General features: G+C 39.5%; 24 protein-coding genes. 4 read left to right on the top strand and 20 right to left on the bottom strand.

Annotated features, from left to right (window positions below):
- Nucleotides 1–173: 173 nt before the first annotated feature.
- The 3 genes from AC5WOF_RS17660 (at nucleotide 174) to AC5WOF_RS17650 (ending at nucleotide 1162) form a co-directional block, all read left to right on the top strand.
- Entirely contained in the window at nucleotides 174–302 is a 129-nt protein-coding gene (locus AC5WOF_RS17660) for a hypothetical protein (protein WP_496051251.1), read from the top strand.
- A gap of 77 nt (nucleotides 303–379) precedes the next feature.
- The gene (locus tag AC5WOF_RS17655; protein WP_496051250.1) at nucleotides 380–724 is read left to right on the top strand and encodes an ester cyclase; all 345 of its coding nucleotides are present in this window, start codon (nucleotides 380–382) and stop codon (nucleotides 722–724) included.
- A 36-nt stretch (nucleotides 725–760) separates the two neighbouring features.
- Complete coding sequence (locus AC5WOF_RS17650) at nucleotides 761–1162, top strand: ester cyclase (protein WP_496051249.1); 402 nt, start codon at nucleotides 761–763, stop codon at nucleotides 1160–1162.
- Nucleotides 1163–1459: 297 nt separating this feature from the next.
- Here AC5WOF_RS17650 and AC5WOF_RS17645 read toward each other — a convergent pair whose 3' ends face one another.
- The 5 genes from AC5WOF_RS17645 to AC5WOF_RS17625 form a co-directional block, all read right to left on the bottom strand.
- A complete protein-coding gene (locus tag AC5WOF_RS17645) occupies nucleotides 1460–2050 on the bottom strand; it encodes a DUF4309 domain-containing protein (RefSeq protein ID WP_496051248.1) in 591 nt (196 codons plus the stop codon).
- Between the two features lie 122 nt (nucleotides 2051–2172).
- Complete coding sequence (locus AC5WOF_RS17640) at nucleotides 2173–2631, bottom strand: PIN domain-containing protein (protein ID WP_496051247.1); 459 nt, start codon at nucleotides 2629–2631, stop codon at nucleotides 2173–2175.
- A complete protein-coding gene (locus AC5WOF_RS17635) occupies nucleotides 2618–2884 on the bottom strand; it encodes an AbrB/MazE/SpoVT family DNA-binding domain-containing protein (RefSeq protein WP_496051246.1) in 267 nt (88 codons plus the stop codon). The genes AC5WOF_RS17640 and AC5WOF_RS17635 overlap by 14 nt, the downstream gene beginning before the upstream one ends.
- A 153-nt stretch (nucleotides 2885–3037) precedes the next feature.
- Nucleotides 3038–3385 (bottom strand): hypothetical protein, encoded by a 348-nt coding sequence (locus AC5WOF_RS17630; protein ID WP_496051245.1) that lies wholly within the window; start codon nucleotides 3383–3385, stop codon nucleotides 3038–3040.
- 28 nt (nucleotides 3386–3413) lie between these two features.
- Nucleotides 3414–3788, bottom strand: coding sequence for an EthD family reductase (locus tag AC5WOF_RS17625; protein WP_496051244.1), 375 nt, complete (start codon nucleotides 3786–3788; stop codon nucleotides 3414–3416).
- Between the two features lie 329 nt (nucleotides 3789–4117).
- Between AC5WOF_RS17625 and AC5WOF_RS17620 the strand changes: the two genes are divergently transcribed.
- The gene (locus tag AC5WOF_RS17620; RefSeq protein ID WP_496051243.1) at nucleotides 4118–4399 is read left to right on the top strand and encodes an AbrB/MazE/SpoVT family DNA-binding domain-containing protein; all 282 of its coding nucleotides are present in this window, start codon (nucleotides 4118–4120) and stop codon (nucleotides 4397–4399) included.
- 119 nt (nucleotides 4400–4518) lie between these two features.
- On the opposite strand, the gene rpsI is transcribed toward AC5WOF_RS17620, so the two are convergent.
- From rpsI to AC5WOF_RS17545, 15 genes are all read right to left on the bottom strand, one after another.
- A complete protein-coding gene (gene rpsI, locus AC5WOF_RS17615) occupies nucleotides 4519–4911 on the bottom strand; it encodes a 30S ribosomal protein S9 (protein ID WP_240876441.1) in 393 nt (130 codons plus the stop codon).
- 20 nt (nucleotides 4912–4931) lie between these two features.
- Nucleotides 4932–5369, bottom strand: coding sequence for a 50S ribosomal protein L13 (rplM, locus tag AC5WOF_RS17610; RefSeq protein WP_496051242.1), 438 nt, complete (start codon nucleotides 5367–5369; stop codon nucleotides 4932–4934).
- Between the two features lie 266 nt (nucleotides 5370–5635).
- Nucleotides 5636–6400 carry a tRNA pseudouridine(38-40) synthase TruA gene (truA, locus tag AC5WOF_RS17605; protein WP_496051241.1) on the bottom strand — a complete coding sequence of 255 codons (765 nt, stop codon included), beginning with the start codon at nucleotides 6398–6400 and terminating at the stop codon, nucleotides 5636–5638.
- Entirely contained in the window at nucleotides 6397–7194 is a 798-nt protein-coding gene (locus AC5WOF_RS17600; protein WP_496051282.1) for an energy-coupling factor transporter transmembrane component T family protein, read from the bottom strand. Before AC5WOF_RS17600 ends, truA begins: the two co-directional genes overlap by 4 nt.
- Nucleotides 7184–8044 carry an energy-coupling factor transporter ATPase gene (locus AC5WOF_RS17595; RefSeq protein WP_496051240.1) on the bottom strand — a complete coding sequence of 287 codons (861 nt, stop codon included), beginning with the start codon at nucleotides 8042–8044 and terminating at the stop codon, nucleotides 7184–7186. The genes AC5WOF_RS17600 and AC5WOF_RS17595 overlap by 11 nt, the downstream gene beginning before the upstream one ends.
- A complete protein-coding gene (locus AC5WOF_RS17590; protein WP_496051239.1) occupies nucleotides 8029–8868 on the bottom strand; it encodes an energy-coupling factor transporter ATPase in 840 nt (279 codons plus the stop codon). The genes AC5WOF_RS17595 and AC5WOF_RS17590 overlap by 16 nt, the downstream gene beginning before the upstream one ends.
- Nucleotides 8869–9076: 208 nt before the next feature.
- Nucleotides 9077–9469 (bottom strand): 50S ribosomal protein L17, encoded by a 393-nt coding sequence (gene rplQ, locus AC5WOF_RS17585; RefSeq protein ID WP_496051238.1) that lies wholly within the window; start codon nucleotides 9467–9469, stop codon nucleotides 9077–9079.
- A 27-nt stretch (nucleotides 9470–9496) separates the two neighbouring features.
- Entirely contained in the window at nucleotides 9497–10450 is a 954-nt protein-coding gene (locus AC5WOF_RS17580; RefSeq protein WP_496051237.1) for a DNA-directed RNA polymerase subunit alpha, read from the bottom strand.
- Between the two features lie 126 nt (nucleotides 10451–10576).
- Entirely contained in the window at nucleotides 10577–10975 is a 399-nt protein-coding gene (gene rpsK, locus AC5WOF_RS17575) for a 30S ribosomal protein S11 (RefSeq protein ID WP_496051236.1), read from the bottom strand.
- Between the two features lie 19 nt (nucleotides 10976–10994).
- Nucleotides 10995–11363 carry a 30S ribosomal protein S13 gene (rpsM, locus tag AC5WOF_RS17570; protein WP_496051235.1) on the bottom strand — a complete coding sequence of 123 codons (369 nt, stop codon included), beginning with the start codon at nucleotides 11361–11363 and terminating at the stop codon, nucleotides 10995–10997.
- Nucleotides 11364–11378: 15 nt separating this feature from the next.
- Entirely contained in the window at nucleotides 11379–11492 is a 114-nt protein-coding gene (gene rpmJ, locus AC5WOF_RS17565) for a 50S ribosomal protein L36 (RefSeq protein ID WP_240876428.1), read from the bottom strand.
- An 84-nt stretch (nucleotides 11493–11576) separates the two neighbouring features.
- Nucleotides 11577–11795 (bottom strand): translation initiation factor IF-1, encoded by a 219-nt coding sequence (infA, locus tag AC5WOF_RS17560; protein ID WP_028777722.1) that lies wholly within the window; start codon nucleotides 11793–11795, stop codon nucleotides 11577–11579.
- Nucleotides 11796–11958: 163 nt separating this feature from the next.
- Nucleotides 11959–12285 (bottom strand): KOW domain-containing RNA-binding protein, encoded by a 327-nt coding sequence (locus AC5WOF_RS17555; protein WP_496051234.1) that lies wholly within the window; start codon nucleotides 12283–12285, stop codon nucleotides 11959–11961.
- Nucleotides 12282–13043, bottom strand: coding sequence for a type I methionyl aminopeptidase (map, locus tag AC5WOF_RS17550; RefSeq protein WP_496051233.1), 762 nt, complete (start codon nucleotides 13041–13043; stop codon nucleotides 12282–12284). Before map ends, AC5WOF_RS17555 begins: the two co-directional genes overlap by 4 nt.
- A complete protein-coding gene (locus tag AC5WOF_RS17545; RefSeq protein WP_496051232.1) occupies nucleotides 13040–13693 on the bottom strand; it encodes an adenylate kinase in 654 nt (217 codons plus the stop codon). Before AC5WOF_RS17545 ends, map begins: the two co-directional genes overlap by 4 nt.
- Between the last annotated feature and the right edge of the window lie 16 nt (nucleotides 13694–13709).

Here is a 13709-nt window from a genome sequence, read left to right as displayed (position 1 = left end):
TCCCAAAAAAATATTTTAAAAAATGATAAGCAACCCTTGACATGTGACCACATGGTAACATATGATAAAAATATCAAAGGTGATCTTTTAGTCACATGTTAGCACAAACAAATTGGTCTGTCAGCAAGTCAAAACGGAATAACACATAATTTAAAAGAAAGGTGATCAAATCCATGAGAATAACCTTAGTAGCAGGAAGTAACCGTAAAAATGCGAACAGTACCATCCTTTTGAAGCATAGCGAATCTATTTTAGCAAGCGAAGAAATTTCCGTTTCCTTTAAAGCTGTAATTTCAAGTTAAATACTCAAAAACACATTTTTTTAGGAAATACGTTACCTTTTGGTTACATTTATATAAATTTAAAGGAGATGTTTGTGATGAACACAATAGAACAAAAAAATTTGGAAGTAGTAACCGCATTTATTCAAGAGAAAGCAAATGAAATCACACTAAATGAGACAGATCAGTTTTTCTCCCCACAAATAACAGAAGCATTTACGAATCGACAATATGAGGTAGATGAAATTTTTGTCCAGAGAGAAAAAGCCATAGCAAGAATCATCATCACTGCTGAACATGTTAGGGCTTTCGCTGGGAACGCTCCTACAAAAAAATCAGTAAAAATTACCCAGTATCGTGAGTTCCAAGTAGTAAAAGGGAAGATTGTCAAGCATAAAGGTTGGTTTGATACAGGTACCCTTTTACCCCAGTTACAAGGTTAATGATAAAAAATAAAAAATTCAAAGGAGATGTTTTAGATGAATACAGTAGAACAGCAAAATGTGAAAGTTGTTAGCGAGTTTGTTGAGCAATTTTGGAACAAAAATGATTTTGATTGCCTCGATCAATTTCTATCGGAAAACTATCGAGAACTTGCATACCAATCCAAAGAAGGGCTGAAAAAGTTTGCTGCAACCATATTGAAATCCTTTCCTGATAAAGGCTATACCGTGGAAGAGATGATGACGAAAGACAATAAAGTACTCGTAAGAATGAAGGTAAAAGGCACGCATAAAGGGATATTCTTTGGAACTGCACCAACTGGCAATACGATTGATGTTACTCTCTATCGCCAATACCGGGTGGTCGATGGGAAAATTACGGAACATCGAGGTTGGATTGATATGGTTACGATGTGGAGTCAAATTCGAGGGAATTAAGTTGTTGACAATCTATATATTCTGAATTATAATGGAATTATTCTAAAAACGTGACCGCTCTCTACCCGAAAGGACACGATGAAGCGACAACGTTGAGCCCGGCATAACCGGGCACCCTAGAAACTTTGATTTGGTACCGCTGACCGCGACCGACCTCTTTGAGACGTGTCGGCCGCGGCCAGCGGGGACCATCCGGTGCAGCTCATATGCTGTACCCCGAGTATATAATGAAACACCATAAATCCCCCTTCTTTAGAAGGGGGATTATTTATTTACTTCCTATCATTTTCAGGGTTCTCACTTAAACAAAGAAGGCCATTTCATCCTATATTGCTGTTTCTCTTCTTGTGTCATATCTTTGTATTGATTCATCACGACAACTTGGTTTATCGTATCTGGATTTTTCCCGGTCTTATCATAGTAATAAGAGATGACAAGCAATTTTTTTCCACACTCATAAGTGGTATAAACTCCATCATCGCCCCTTGTTTCTTTGGAAGGTTCACCTAGCGTTTTTTTCACTTCTTTATAAGTGATGGGTTCATACCGTTTGTCATAGGAGACGATGTGGGTAACCAGACCATTGGATAAGAAAAACGCTATGTTTCGTTTGCTGTACGTAAATGCGTCTTCACTGGAGCTTTCTGGATCAGGCTGTCCCCATTTATTTTGGATATCTTGCCCTTTTACGCCTATCGCAAAGTCTTCACTGTTGATTGCTTTTCCCTGTGTAGCTAGCTGTTCCGTCTGCAAGATAGTACTTCTATGATCTTGTTCTGGGTCTACTTGTTTTGTAAGTGGAGCAGCATAGGTTAATGGTGCTAAACCCGTAATCGTCACTCCTACCGCGAAAGCAGCAGTAACTAAGACTTTCGTAAATTTTCGCATCATTACATCCCTTGTTGTTAGATTATTTTGTTTATTCCTTTATAATTTTATCATACAAACTGGATCATTGTCTATTTAATTGTAAATATAAGTGATTAATTAGAAAAATATGATAATATAATTCACTCTACTGGATTTACATCATGAATGAACAAAAAATCATGAACGGTCATCACCGTAAACACAGCTTTTACTTCTTTCGTATGGAAGTGTTTTTTATCATGGGACACAATCACATCTGATTTACCAATCCACGCACCGACAAAGATGATGACATCATCTGGGTCTTTAATCGGCGGCAATTGTTTTACAATCTGTTTGTATGCAGGATCATTAGGAGCAGGAGTGGGGATCAATTCATATTGAAGGTAACGAAGCATTCGACTCATTAAAGGTACCGCTTTTGGGAATCTTCTTGACAGTACTTCATCAATCTCATCTATAACAGCTGTAGACAGTAATAAAGTGTGATTTTTTTGTACTACTTCTAAAAAATAGCGCATTCTTTGGCTTTTAAATGCAAGCAAAGAGATAAAAATATTGGTATCAACGTAGACACGGAGTTTTTTATTCTTCTCCATAGCGTCTGTTCCTCCGAACGCTAGACAACTCATCCAATAGATCGCTCTCTTTTATTCCTATTTGCTTTGCTTCATGATTTATCTCATCTAAAACGGCAAATAAAGCCTCTATTCGTGCCCCCTTTTTGATAATAATTTCTCCATGTTCATTTTCCAGAAAATCGAGCACATCCCCCGGTTCAAGTTGGAGCTTATCGCAAATGGTTTCAGGTAAGGTGATCTGATTCTTGGCACTTAATCTCGCTTTGTCCATCTTTATCCCTCTTTTTATGTTTGATCACTTTAGATGTATGATCAAATCTTTATCCATAGTTCTAATCACACAAAAAACACCTTTTCGAATTGAAAAGGTGTTTCTATGGTAAAAGGAATAAGAAGGACAAAAATACATGCAAGTGACTAAGAGTTATCCTCTTAGTTGTTCCAAATCTGAGCGGTAAAAAATTTTTGTAACTCCATATGCGGTAGTCACTTCGGCTCCCATGGATTTTAAATATTGGACAATAGCTATACCAGCTTCCGTTTCAAAGGATTTCTTTAGATCTTCTTGTTTTATAAAAAGACCAATTTGATAGTAAATAGGACGATCTAGAAATTGTTTTTGGAGTTCATCAGGGGTATCTGAAAAGGGAGTTAGTTCAATTTTTTCTATGTATGGCATTTGATAGAGCCCTGGAAGAATCTCTTCCTGAATCTGCTTTTGAAACAATGATTTGTCAGCAGGTATATGAAACAATGCTTCCAATTTTATCATTTATAATCATCCTTTCCTACCTATTCTATTAGGAAGACGAGTTGATCACAAAGTCATTGTAGCGGGAAACTATCTCTGATTTACTAATTACTTCTGTATGTCCCCAAGCACATGTATATATGGGTTCACTATATGACGATAACTTTTCTTGAAGTTCCCGTCCAATTTCACTTTCATATAGGAAAAATTGAAATGACTTTTTGGTTTGAAAATACATTTCAATCTGCAAATCAAAAGGGGTTGGCGTGTCTCGTGTATATCCAAGAGGAATCCTGATTTTGGTTAGCTCCATTCTCTCTAACCCATCCACATTCACAATGGCTGGAATAAAATCATCATAATAAAAATGCTCAAATTCCTCTATGTTTTCAGTTTCTTTGAAGATAATCATTAGCTTGTACATGGCGACACCTCTTATTTACATTATTTTATCTTTAAAGATTAGATTACACTACATTTATATTCAAAAACATCTTTATACTAAGAATTTTTGTTAAAGGATAAAAGATGCTAATTTTCCGCACTTAATCTAGTAACTGTTTTTTTATATTGAATCTCTTAGCATCACAAAATGTTAGTGGTACCCTTAGATATAATATCTACAATTGGTAGATAAAGACTGTTTTTCGTTTACAGAAAGAAAATACCATGTATAATTGTAATAACAATGAAAATCAAGAGCGATCAGATGCATACATAAATAAATAATAAAGGAAAGGAAAATGAGACAAAGTGTCAACGGTAGAAGTAGAGAGAAAAGTGACAAAAATCGGCAACAGTCTAGGAATAACTTTACCAGCAGAAGTCTTAAAACATCTGAAAATAAAGCAAGGGGATAAAATTGTTTTTAACTTAGAGCAAGGGAAAGTTTCTTTCCAAAAAAATCATGGGGTAAATATGGAAGAATTTGAGGATATCGAATTTGAGGATATCAATCAAGAGTTTATAGAAGACATGAAAGAACTCTTTTATAACTATGAGGATACTCTCCGCAATTTAACGAAATTGCGCTAGAAATCTACTACTAAAGTAATGAAATGACTGATGAAATAACTAGAAGCCCATCTCACCAGTAACAAAAAACATGTTAAAAAGACTTCCAGTCATAAGATTGGAAGTCTTTGTTTCGATCATTAACGTTTGGAGAACTGAGGTGCACGACGTGCAGCTTTCAATCCATATTTTTTACGCTCTTTCATTCTTGGATCACGGGTCAGGAATCCAGCTTTTTTCAATGCTGGACGAAGCTCGTTATCCACTTCTAGAAGTGCACGAGAAATACCATGACGAATTGCTCCAGCTTGACCAGTATATCCACCGCCGTCAACATTAACCAATACATCGTAACGACCAGCTGTATCTGTTAATACCAATGGTTGACGAACGATTGCTTTTAGTGTTTCTAGATTGAAGTAATCATCAATGCTACGTCCGTTGATGACGATACGACCATCACCAGCTACAAGACGTACACGTGCTACGGATTCTTTACGGCGTCCGGTACCGCGATATTGTACTTGTGCCATTTACTTTTTCACTCCTTTTATTAGCCGCGTAGCTCATACGGGATCGGCTGTTGAGCCTGATGAGGATGTTCACTACCAGCGTATACTTTTAATTTTTTCAATTGGCTGCGACCAAGAGGTCCTTTAGGAAGCATTCCTTTAACAGCTAGTTCAATCATGCGTTCTGGACGGCTAGCACGCAGGTCCCCAGCGGTGATTGATTTCAATCCACCTGGGAATCCAGAGTGACGATAGTAACGTTTTTGTTCTAGCTTTTTACCAGTTAGGTTGATTTGAGAAGAGTTAATAACGATAACAAAATCTCCAGTATCAATATGAGGGGTGTAAGTTGGTTTGTGTTTTCCACGAAGCAAGGTAGCTACTTCAGTTGCTAAGCGACCGAGTGTTTTACCTGCTGCATCTACCACATACCACTTTTGATCCACGTCTTGTGGCTTAGCCATATAAGTGGTGCGCATTGTATTCACTCCTTGAATAAAGTAGGTTTCTATCCCTTGAAGCAAAGGGGTAGAAAATACATATCTATTTGGGAAATTCCTTTTTGCCGAACATGATTTTCCACGGGGCTAGCGGAAAATACCAAATATGATCATACCCCAATAAAGGGCCTAATGTCAATGGAATCACTAAAGTTAGTCATTTTTAGGATGTTAGAAAAAAATGCCTCCACTTGCTGCATTATTAGTGTTCATACACTCATTTAATAAAACAAAGATCTCCTTTATTATACGTAAAGAAAATCCTTTGTCTTAGGTTGATAACCCACTTCCAAAAGGTGCAGCCCCTCTGGTGGAAACGTAGAGCCTGCCGCTTGGCGATCACATGCGTTTATTATAGAGGGAATATCATGTGCATTAATCTTCCCTTTTCCCGCGTCATGAAGGGTACCAACGATAATTCTCACCATATTATAAAGAAAACCGCTTCCCGTTACTTCTACATAACGAAACCCATTTTCCTCCCAAACCATTAAATCATATATCGTACGTACTTTATCCTCTATTTCTGTTTTTGCTGAGCAAAAAGAAGTAAAATCATGCTCCCCAACTAGATGTTCAGCAGCTCGTTTCATCGTTTTCAGATCGATTTCAACAGGATAGTGATAAGCAAAACGCCTCATATGAAGCCTAGGAACTGCTTGTGTTTCAACTTGATAGCGATAGGTCTTCCAATGAGCACTTTTCCGGGCATGAAAGTCCAGCTCTACTTCTTCACTACTATTGATGATCAAATCCGCTGGCAGTGTGTGCCGAAGAATATATGGAAAACGCTTTGCAGGTATGGGTTTACTCGTGACAAAGTGACATACTTGCCCCAAAGCATGTACGCCTGCATCTGTTCTGCCTGAACCTTCAATAATGATGTTCTCTTTCAGTATCCTGCTGAGGGTCTCCTCTAAAACGCCTTGAATCGTGCGACGTCCCGGTTGACGTTGGAAACCGGAGAAATCAGTACCGTCATAAGCGATAATCATCTTTATTTTTCTCATGAGCGAAGCCATCCTATTAAGATTACTAACAGGAGAAAGATCACAATTAAACTATAATCTTTTCCTTTGTACTTCAACAATCGATATTTGGTTCGACCAACTCCTCCACGGTAAGCCCTCGCTTCCATTGCCATCGCGAGCTCTTCAGCTCTGCGAAAAGAGGAGAGAAACAATGGGATAAAAATAGGTATATAGGCTGTTACACGCTTAAAAATATTACCACTTTCCAAGTTCGCTCCCCGTGCAAGCTGCGCGTTCTTGATTTTTTCTGTTTCTTCCCACAGTGTAGGAATAAATCGTAGTGCAATAGACATCATTAATGCTAATTCATGAACAGGAATACGTATTTTTTTCAGTGGTTCTAGTAATTGCTCCAAAGCATCGGTTAAATCGAGTGAAGATGTAGTAAATGTTAATACAGACGCCATGACTACAAGGATAAGAAAACGAGAAGAGATAAAAGCAGCTTGTCGTACTCCCTCTTCATATACGGTAAATAGAGGTGTTGAAAGAAGTACTGCTCCTCCTTTCGTCATGATCAAATGTAAGATAGAGGTAAAAATAATAATAAATAAGACTGGTTTGGTAGATCCCAAGAAGAGACGTACTCGTATCTGTGATAAAAGGATACAGATGATGACAAATAAATAGAGTAAAAGATAAGAAGGTATATTATTTGCAAGAAAAATGAGAAAGAAAAACAGAAAAACAAAGAGGAGTTTTGCTCTTGGATCAAGTCGATGCAGGAAAGAGTCCCCTGGGATGTATTGCCCGATAACAATCCTACTCATTATTTCCTTCCTTCCTTCGAAGCTCTAAATGAGCAACAAGCTGGTCAAGTTCAAATAAAGAAGTAGGAATGGGCGGATGAATACGCTCATTCAGACGGTCAATTAGTTTGGTTAAGCTTGGAGGTTCCATACCAAGTCTATCCAGCCTTGATCGATCTGAAAACAACTCAACTGGTGAACCTTTAAAAACAGATTGTCCTTTCTCTAAGACAAGAACGCGATCTGCTAATCTCGCTACTTCATCCATTTGATGTGTAACCAAAATAATCGTTACTTGTTTTTGCTGATGTAAATGATGAATAAGATTCAATAGTTGCTCACTGCCTATTCTGTCTAAACCGGCTGTAGGTTCATCCAATATGAGGATAGATGGCTCCATAGCCAGAACACCTGCAAGTGCTGCTCTTCTCATCTGTCCACCACTTAAACTGAAGGGGGATTTCTCGAGTAACGATTCATCTAAGCCAACCAATTTAATAGCATGATAAACCCGATTTTTTATTTCTTCAGCAGGGATACCTTGATTTGTAGGTCCATAGGAAATATCTCTGTAAACAGTCTCTGCAAATAATTGGTGCTCTGGATATTGAAAAACAACGCCAATCTTAGAGCGATAAAGAATTTTTTTGGTGTTTGCAGTAACTTTATCCTCACCAACTGTAATACTCCCTTTAGAGGGACGCAATAAACCTGATAATAGCCCAATTAAAGTGGATTTCCCTGAACCTGTCTTCCCAATAATCGCCTGTATAATCCCATGCGGGATAGAGAAGGAGAGATTTGTCAGAGCCTCTTCTTCAAATGGTGTTCCCTTCTGATACACATACGATATGTCATTTACATGGATGTCCATAACTCACTCACCAATTGTTCTTCACTCTCAATCTTCTCTGAAAGTTTCCAACCTTTATTTCTTAATGCTTGGTGCAACAAAATACCAATTGGTACATCTAAGCCCCATTGGTCTAGTAGAGTCGCATTTGCATATAATTCTTTTCTGCTTTGATCCATCATTATTCGGCCTCGATGGATCACAATAAGCCGCTGTGCAAGAAATGCCTCAGTAGCCTGATGCGTGATATGAATAATAGTAATACCTGATTTATGCAATTCATCCATCAATCGAAGGATATGTTTTCTCCCATCTGGGTCCAACATCGATGTAGATTCATCGAATATGATAACATCTGGATGCATAGCCAAAATACCTGCAATAGCGAGACGTTGTTTTTGCCCGCCTGATAGATGATGCGGTTCTTTTTTTTCCAAACCTGATAGACCAACTTGCTGTAAAACAAGAGGAATGCGCAATTTCATTTCTTCTCGGTTTACTCCCAAGTTTTCAAGGCCAAAGGCAATATCATCAATAACCGAAGGTGCAACAATTTGGTTATCTGGATTTTGAAAAATCATGCCTACTCTACGTTTTAATTCCCAGCGGTCTTGATCCGTTGTAATCAGCTGCTCATTAATACGAAACTCTCCCTCGGTTGGAATAAATAACCCATTCAAGAGACAAGCTAAAGATGATTTCCCTGATCCATTGGAACCAATGATACTGATATATTCACCTTGTTTAAAGGTTAAACTCACATCTTGAACTGCCCAATGTTCACGGGATTCTGTTTGAGGATAATAATGAAACCATACATCTTTTAAGGTAATTTCCGTTCCCATAAAAACGCTCCTAATCAAGAAAAACAACCCACAAAAGCTTATCCGTTCATACTAGCAGATAAAGTTATGGCTTTTTATCCGATAAAGAAATCTTGTCGATGGATAAGCTTGTAGGCTTAATAGAGGCTTATTGCCGAATAGTTATAACATTTTCTAACAAAAAAGGGTGGACCGGTCCGATCCTGCCCTCCCCTTTGTCAATTCTTTTTTACTTTACAAGTTCAATAAAAACCATTGGTGCACCATCACCACGACGTGGTCCTAGTTTCAAGATACGAGTATACCCACCATTGCGCTCTTGGTAACGTGGTGCGATATCTTCAAACAATTTTTTAACTGCATCAACGTTTTTATGATGAGTTGCTTCTTCCCCTTCGTTCTCTGTGTAGGAACGATTGGTACGAACAAACTCTGCTGCTTGACGACGAGCGTGGAGATCGCCGCGTTTTCCAAGTGTAATCAGCTTGTCTGCGACAGAACGAAGTTCCTTAGCTTTTGCTTCAGTTGTTTCGATTCTTTCGTTTAGAATCAAGTCTGTCACGAGGTCACGAAGAAGTGCTTTTCTCGCACTACTATTACGTCCTAACTTGGAGTATGCCATATTTTTTCCCTCCCCCGCTACTTAGGATTAATCTTCTTCACGTAATCCAAGTCCGAGTTCCACTAGCTTTTCTTGCACTTCTTCTAGCGATTTACGTCCTAAGTTACGCACTTTCATCATATCTTCTTCGGATTTTTGAGTTAGCTCTTGTACGGTGTTGATGCCAGCACGTTTTAAGCAGTTATAAGAACGGACAGATAGATCAAGTTCTTCGATGGTCATTTCCATCACTTTCTCTTTCTTATCCTCTTCTTTTTCAACCATAATCTCTGCACCTTGTGCTTCTTCTGTCAAACCAACAAATAGCATAAGATGCTCGTTTAAGATCTTAGCACCAAGGCTGACTGCTTCATCTGGATGCAAACTACCATCAGACCAAACTTCCAACGTCAGTTTGTCATAGTTGGTAACTTGTCCAACACGTGTATTCTCAACTTGAAAGTTCACTCTGTCGATCGGTGTATAAATAGAATCAATAGGGATAACTCCGATTGGCATGTCTTCTGACTTATTGCGCTCAGCAGGAATATATCCACGACCACGATTCGCAGTCATACGAATATGTAAGTGTGCATCCCCTGCAAGCGTTGCAATGTGAAGACCTGGATTTAAGATTTCTACATCGCTATCCGCACGGATATCTCCAGCAAGAACAGCTCTTCCCCCAGAACCGCCCTCAATATCGATTTCTAAAACCTTTTCCTCATCGGAATGAATCTTCAGAGATAACTTTTTTAGATTTAATATAATCTCCGTTGTATCCTCTACCACACCCGCAATGGTGGAAAACTCGTGCAATACCCCATCGATATGCACAGATGTGACAGCAGCGCCGGGTAAAGAGGAGAGCAAGATACGGCGCAGCGAATTACCCAATGTTGTTCCGTATCCACGTTCTAGGGGTTCCACCACGAATCTTCCGTATCGATGATCGTCGCTCATTTTAACCGCATCGATCCTAGGTTTTTCAATTTCTATCATACGGCCCCTCCTTTTAGAACGTCGCGTTCCGGGCATTATTCGGTATTTAATAAATAAAATAGATCAGAACTTGTCTCATCCATTATACACAAATTACCGGTAAAATAAACCAACAGGCACGACTGACTATACACGACGACGCTTTGGCGGACGACAACCATTGTGTGGGATAGGAGTTACGTCTTTAATCAAACTCACTTCTAATCCCGCAGCTTGTAGTGATCGAATCGCTGCTTCACGTCCAGCTCCTGGCCCTTTAACCATTACTTCTACGCTTTTCATGCCACTTTCCATTGCTGTTTTTGCAGCTTGTTCGGCAGCCATTTGAGCAGCAAATGGTGTGCTTTTACGGCTTCCTTTGAAGCCCATGGTACCAGCGCTAGCCCAAGCGATGGAATTACCACGTGGATCAGCAATCGTGATGATCGTATTGTTAAAAGTGGAGCGAATGTGTACCACGCCAGATTCAACGTGTTTTTTTACACGACGTTTCACACGTTGGTTGGTTGTTTTACGTTTTACCACAAGTATCCCTCCTTACTTATTATTTTTTCTTATTCGCTACTGTACGACGTGGACCTTTACGTGTACGAGCATTGGTTTTGGTACTTTGACCACGAACAGGTAATCCTCTTCTATGGCGAATACCACGGTAAGATGCAATTTCCATCAAACGTTTGATGTTAAGTGCAACATCACGACGGAGGTCTCCTTCTACCACTACGCTTTTATCAATGTAAGTACGTAGTTTGGATACTTCCTCTTCTGTTAGATCACGTACACGAGTATCTGGATTAATACCTGTCGCAGCTAAAATTTCATTAGCTTTTGGACGACCAATACCATAGATGTAGGTGAGAGCGATCTCTACCCGCTTTTCACGAGGTAAGTCAATACTTGCTATCCGTGCCATCTATCTCTACACCTCCTAACCTTGCTTTTGTTTATGCCTTGGATTTTCACAAATTACCATGACTTTTCCATTGCGTCTGATTACCTTACATTTTTCGCAAATGGGTTTAACTGATGGTTGAACTTTCACTTCTCCAAACCTCCTATTTTAGAGGAATCAAAGCAGAAGCATTTTTAAAATAAAACTTCTAGTCTTTGGGCCTCTAACTTTAGACTATTTATACCGATAGGTAATACGCCCACGGGATAAGTCGTATGGAGAAAGTTGAACTGTCACTTTGTCTCCTGGCAAAATCCGAATGAAGTGCATGCGAATCTTACCAGATACATGAGCGAGCACTTCATGACCGTTCTCTAACTCCACTTTAAACATGGCGTTAGGTAGGGGTTCTTTTACAATACCCTCAACCTCAATCACATCTTCTTTGGCCAATAGAGTTACTCTGCCACGAAAACATAGCAAATAGCTGAGCCTTACCTCATTGCCTCGAATGAGAAAGTCTTTTTGACTTAAATGACTTTCAGATCACAACTAAGTTAACCTAATCGCGCACCTTAGTCAAGCTACAGCCATTTTTAACCTATTTTTTAATAGGTTATTCTCTATGTTTTGTTGCAGATTTCCCCCCCTTCAAATTCAGCTTTTTGTACTGATTTAGGGCAAACACCAATTTCGCATCATCTACAAATCCATTGGACTGTATCGCATCACTTACTTCATCTGCAATATATCTCGTCGGTTGTACATGACGTCTATTCTTACGCTTTGGCTTAGCAAATTTGCGTTCTCTCCCATTTGCTAACCAAACATAAGAATCATCTAAACGAACAACGACCGCATAATTGCCAGCTTCCCGTCCAGATAAGACCATTATTATCTGCCCTAAATGAATTCGACTTGCTGCCTCATGTAAGGCCTTCATTCGAAGTCACCTTCTGCTAGGGTAAGAATCTCATAGCCTTCATCTGTGATCAGGGTAGTATGCTCAAAATGAGCGCACCAAGAACCGTCATCGGTCACTACCGTCCATCCATCATCAAGGGTATGAACATATCGACTTCCCATATTCACCATCGGTTCAATCGCCAGTGTCATCCCACTCTTTATTCTTTGTCCACGTCCAGCAATACCATAGTTTGGAATAGTAGGTTGTTCGTGCAACTCTCTTCCAATTCCATGTCCAGCATACTCTTGAACGATAGAAAAACCAGCATCTTCCGCTACTGCTTGAATGCGGCTGCCCATATCGCCAAGGCGTATACCCGCTTTTAGTACTTTTAAACCGTCGAATAATGAGGCTTCCGTCACTGCTAGAAGACGTGCTACCTCAGGTGAAATTGTTCCAACTGGATATGTCCAAGCAGAATCGCCATGGAACCCTTCATAATACGCACCGATATCAATTGAAATAATATCTCCATCTTTTAGCTTTCTTGGACCCGGGATCCCATGCACCAGTTCTTCATTTACGGAAGTGCACACACTTCCTGAGAAGCCATTATACCCTTTAAAGGATGGTGTTGCTCCAAAACTACGAATAAACTGTTCTGCATGCTGATCTAATTCCATGGTCGTAACGCCGGGATGAATATATTTTTTCAACTCTTGATGCGTAAGGGCGACTAACCTACCTGCCTGGCGCATCTTTTCGATTTCATTCGCTGATTTTATGGTAATCATCTAGTCCTACTCCGAATTTTAGAGAAGATAGTCTCCGTTACTTGCTCTATCGGTTGTTCACCATCAACTCGTACTAACTTTTCTTTTTCCGTATAGTAACGAATCAAAAGTTCTGTTTGTTCCTGATTGATCTGTAGACGTTTTGCTACAGTTTCTTCTTGATCATCTTCTCGCTGGTAAAGAGAACCACCACAGCGATCGCAAACTCCATCTACTTTAGGTGGAGCAAACTGAAGGTGGAATGTAGTCCCACAATTGCTACAAATACGACGGCCAGTTAAACGATTAAGCAACTCTTGTTGTGATACTTCGATATAGATAACATAATCGATCTCTTTACCTAGATCAGAAAGTAACTCGTCGAGTGCTTCCGCCTGTGGAACTGTACGTGGAAATCCATCTAATAGAAAACCACTCTCACAATCATTTTTGCCTAACCGATCCCGGACGATACCAATCGTCACACGGTCAGGGACCAAAGCCCCTTGATCCATGTAAGATTTAGCTTCTACTCCAAGAGGTGTTTCTTCTTTTACAGCGGCACGAAACATGTCCCCAGTGGAGATATGAGGAATATGCAGTTTCTCAACAATAAGTGCTGCTTGTGTTCCTTTTCCTGCACCGGGTAATCCCATCAGTATGATATTCACATCTCATCCCTCCGGA

The organism is Shimazuella sp. NTD250 (genome assembly GCF_059510375.1).
This window is presented reverse-complemented; position numbering and strand designations above follow the sequence as displayed.

Bases quoted from the DNA above. Each gene is read 5' to 3' on its own strand.
- AC5WOF_RS17640 (WP_496051247.1), bottom strand. From the start codon at position 2,631: ATGGAGAAGAATAAAAAACTCCGTGTCTACGTTGATACCAATATTTTT.
- rplQ (WP_496051238.1), bottom strand. From the start codon at position 9,469: ATGGCATACTCCAAGTTAGGACGTAATAGTAGTGCGAGAAAAGCACTT.
- AC5WOF_RS17555 (WP_496051234.1), bottom strand. From the start codon at position 12,285: ATGAAGGCCTTACATGAGGCAGCAAGTCGAATTCATTTAGGGCAGATA.
- rplM (WP_496051242.1), bottom strand. From the start codon at position 5,369: ATGCGCACCACTTATATGGCTAAGCCACAAGACGTGGATCAAAAGTGG.
- AC5WOF_RS17590 (WP_496051239.1), bottom strand. From the start codon at position 8,868: ATGGGAACGGAAATTACCTTAAAAGATGTATGGTTTCATTATTATCCT.
- truA (WP_496051241.1), bottom strand. From the start codon at position 6,400: ATGAGAAAAATAAAGATGATTATCGCTTATGACGGTACTGATTTCTCC.
- AC5WOF_RS17645 (WP_496051248.1), bottom strand. From the start codon at position 2,050: ATGCGAAAATTTACGAAAGTCTTAGTTACTGCTGCTTTCGCGGTAGGA.
- AC5WOF_RS17595 (WP_496051240.1), bottom strand. From the start codon at position 8,044: ATGGACATCCATGTAAATGACATATCGTATGTGTATCAGAAGGGAACA.
- rpsM (WP_496051235.1), bottom strand. From the start codon at position 11,363: ATGGCACGGATAGCAAGTATTGACTTACCTCGTGAAAAGCGGGTAGAG.
- AC5WOF_RS17625 (WP_496051244.1), bottom strand. From the start codon at position 3,788: ATGTACAAGCTAATGATTATCTTCAAAGAAACTGAAAACATAGAGGAA.
- AC5WOF_RS17630 (WP_496051245.1), bottom strand. From the start codon at position 3,385: ATGATAAAATTGGAAGCATTGTTTCATATACCTGCTGACAAATCATTG.
- map (WP_496051233.1), bottom strand. From the start codon at position 13,043: ATGATTACCATAAAATCAGCGAATGAAATCGAAAAGATGCGCCAGGCA.
- AC5WOF_RS17580 (WP_496051237.1), bottom strand. From the start codon at position 10,450: ATGATAGAAATTGAAAAACCTAGGATCGATGCGGTTAAAATGAGCGAC.
- rpsI (WP_240876441.1), bottom strand. From the start codon at position 4,911: ATGGCACAAGTACAATATCGCGGTACCGGACGCCGTAAAGAATCCGTA.
- AC5WOF_RS17655 (WP_496051250.1), top strand. From the start codon at position 380: ATGAACACAATAGAACAAAAAAATTTGGAAGTAGTAACCGCATTTATT.
- AC5WOF_RS17660 (WP_496051251.1), top strand. From the start codon at position 174: ATGAGAATAACCTTAGTAGCAGGAAGTAACCGTAAAAATGCGAACAGT.
- AC5WOF_RS17635 (WP_496051246.1), bottom strand. From the start codon at position 2,884: ATGGACAAAGCGAGATTAAGTGCCAAGAATCAGATCACCTTACCTGAA.
- AC5WOF_RS17650 (WP_496051249.1), top strand. From the start codon at position 761: ATGAATACAGTAGAACAGCAAAATGTGAAAGTTGTTAGCGAGTTTGTT.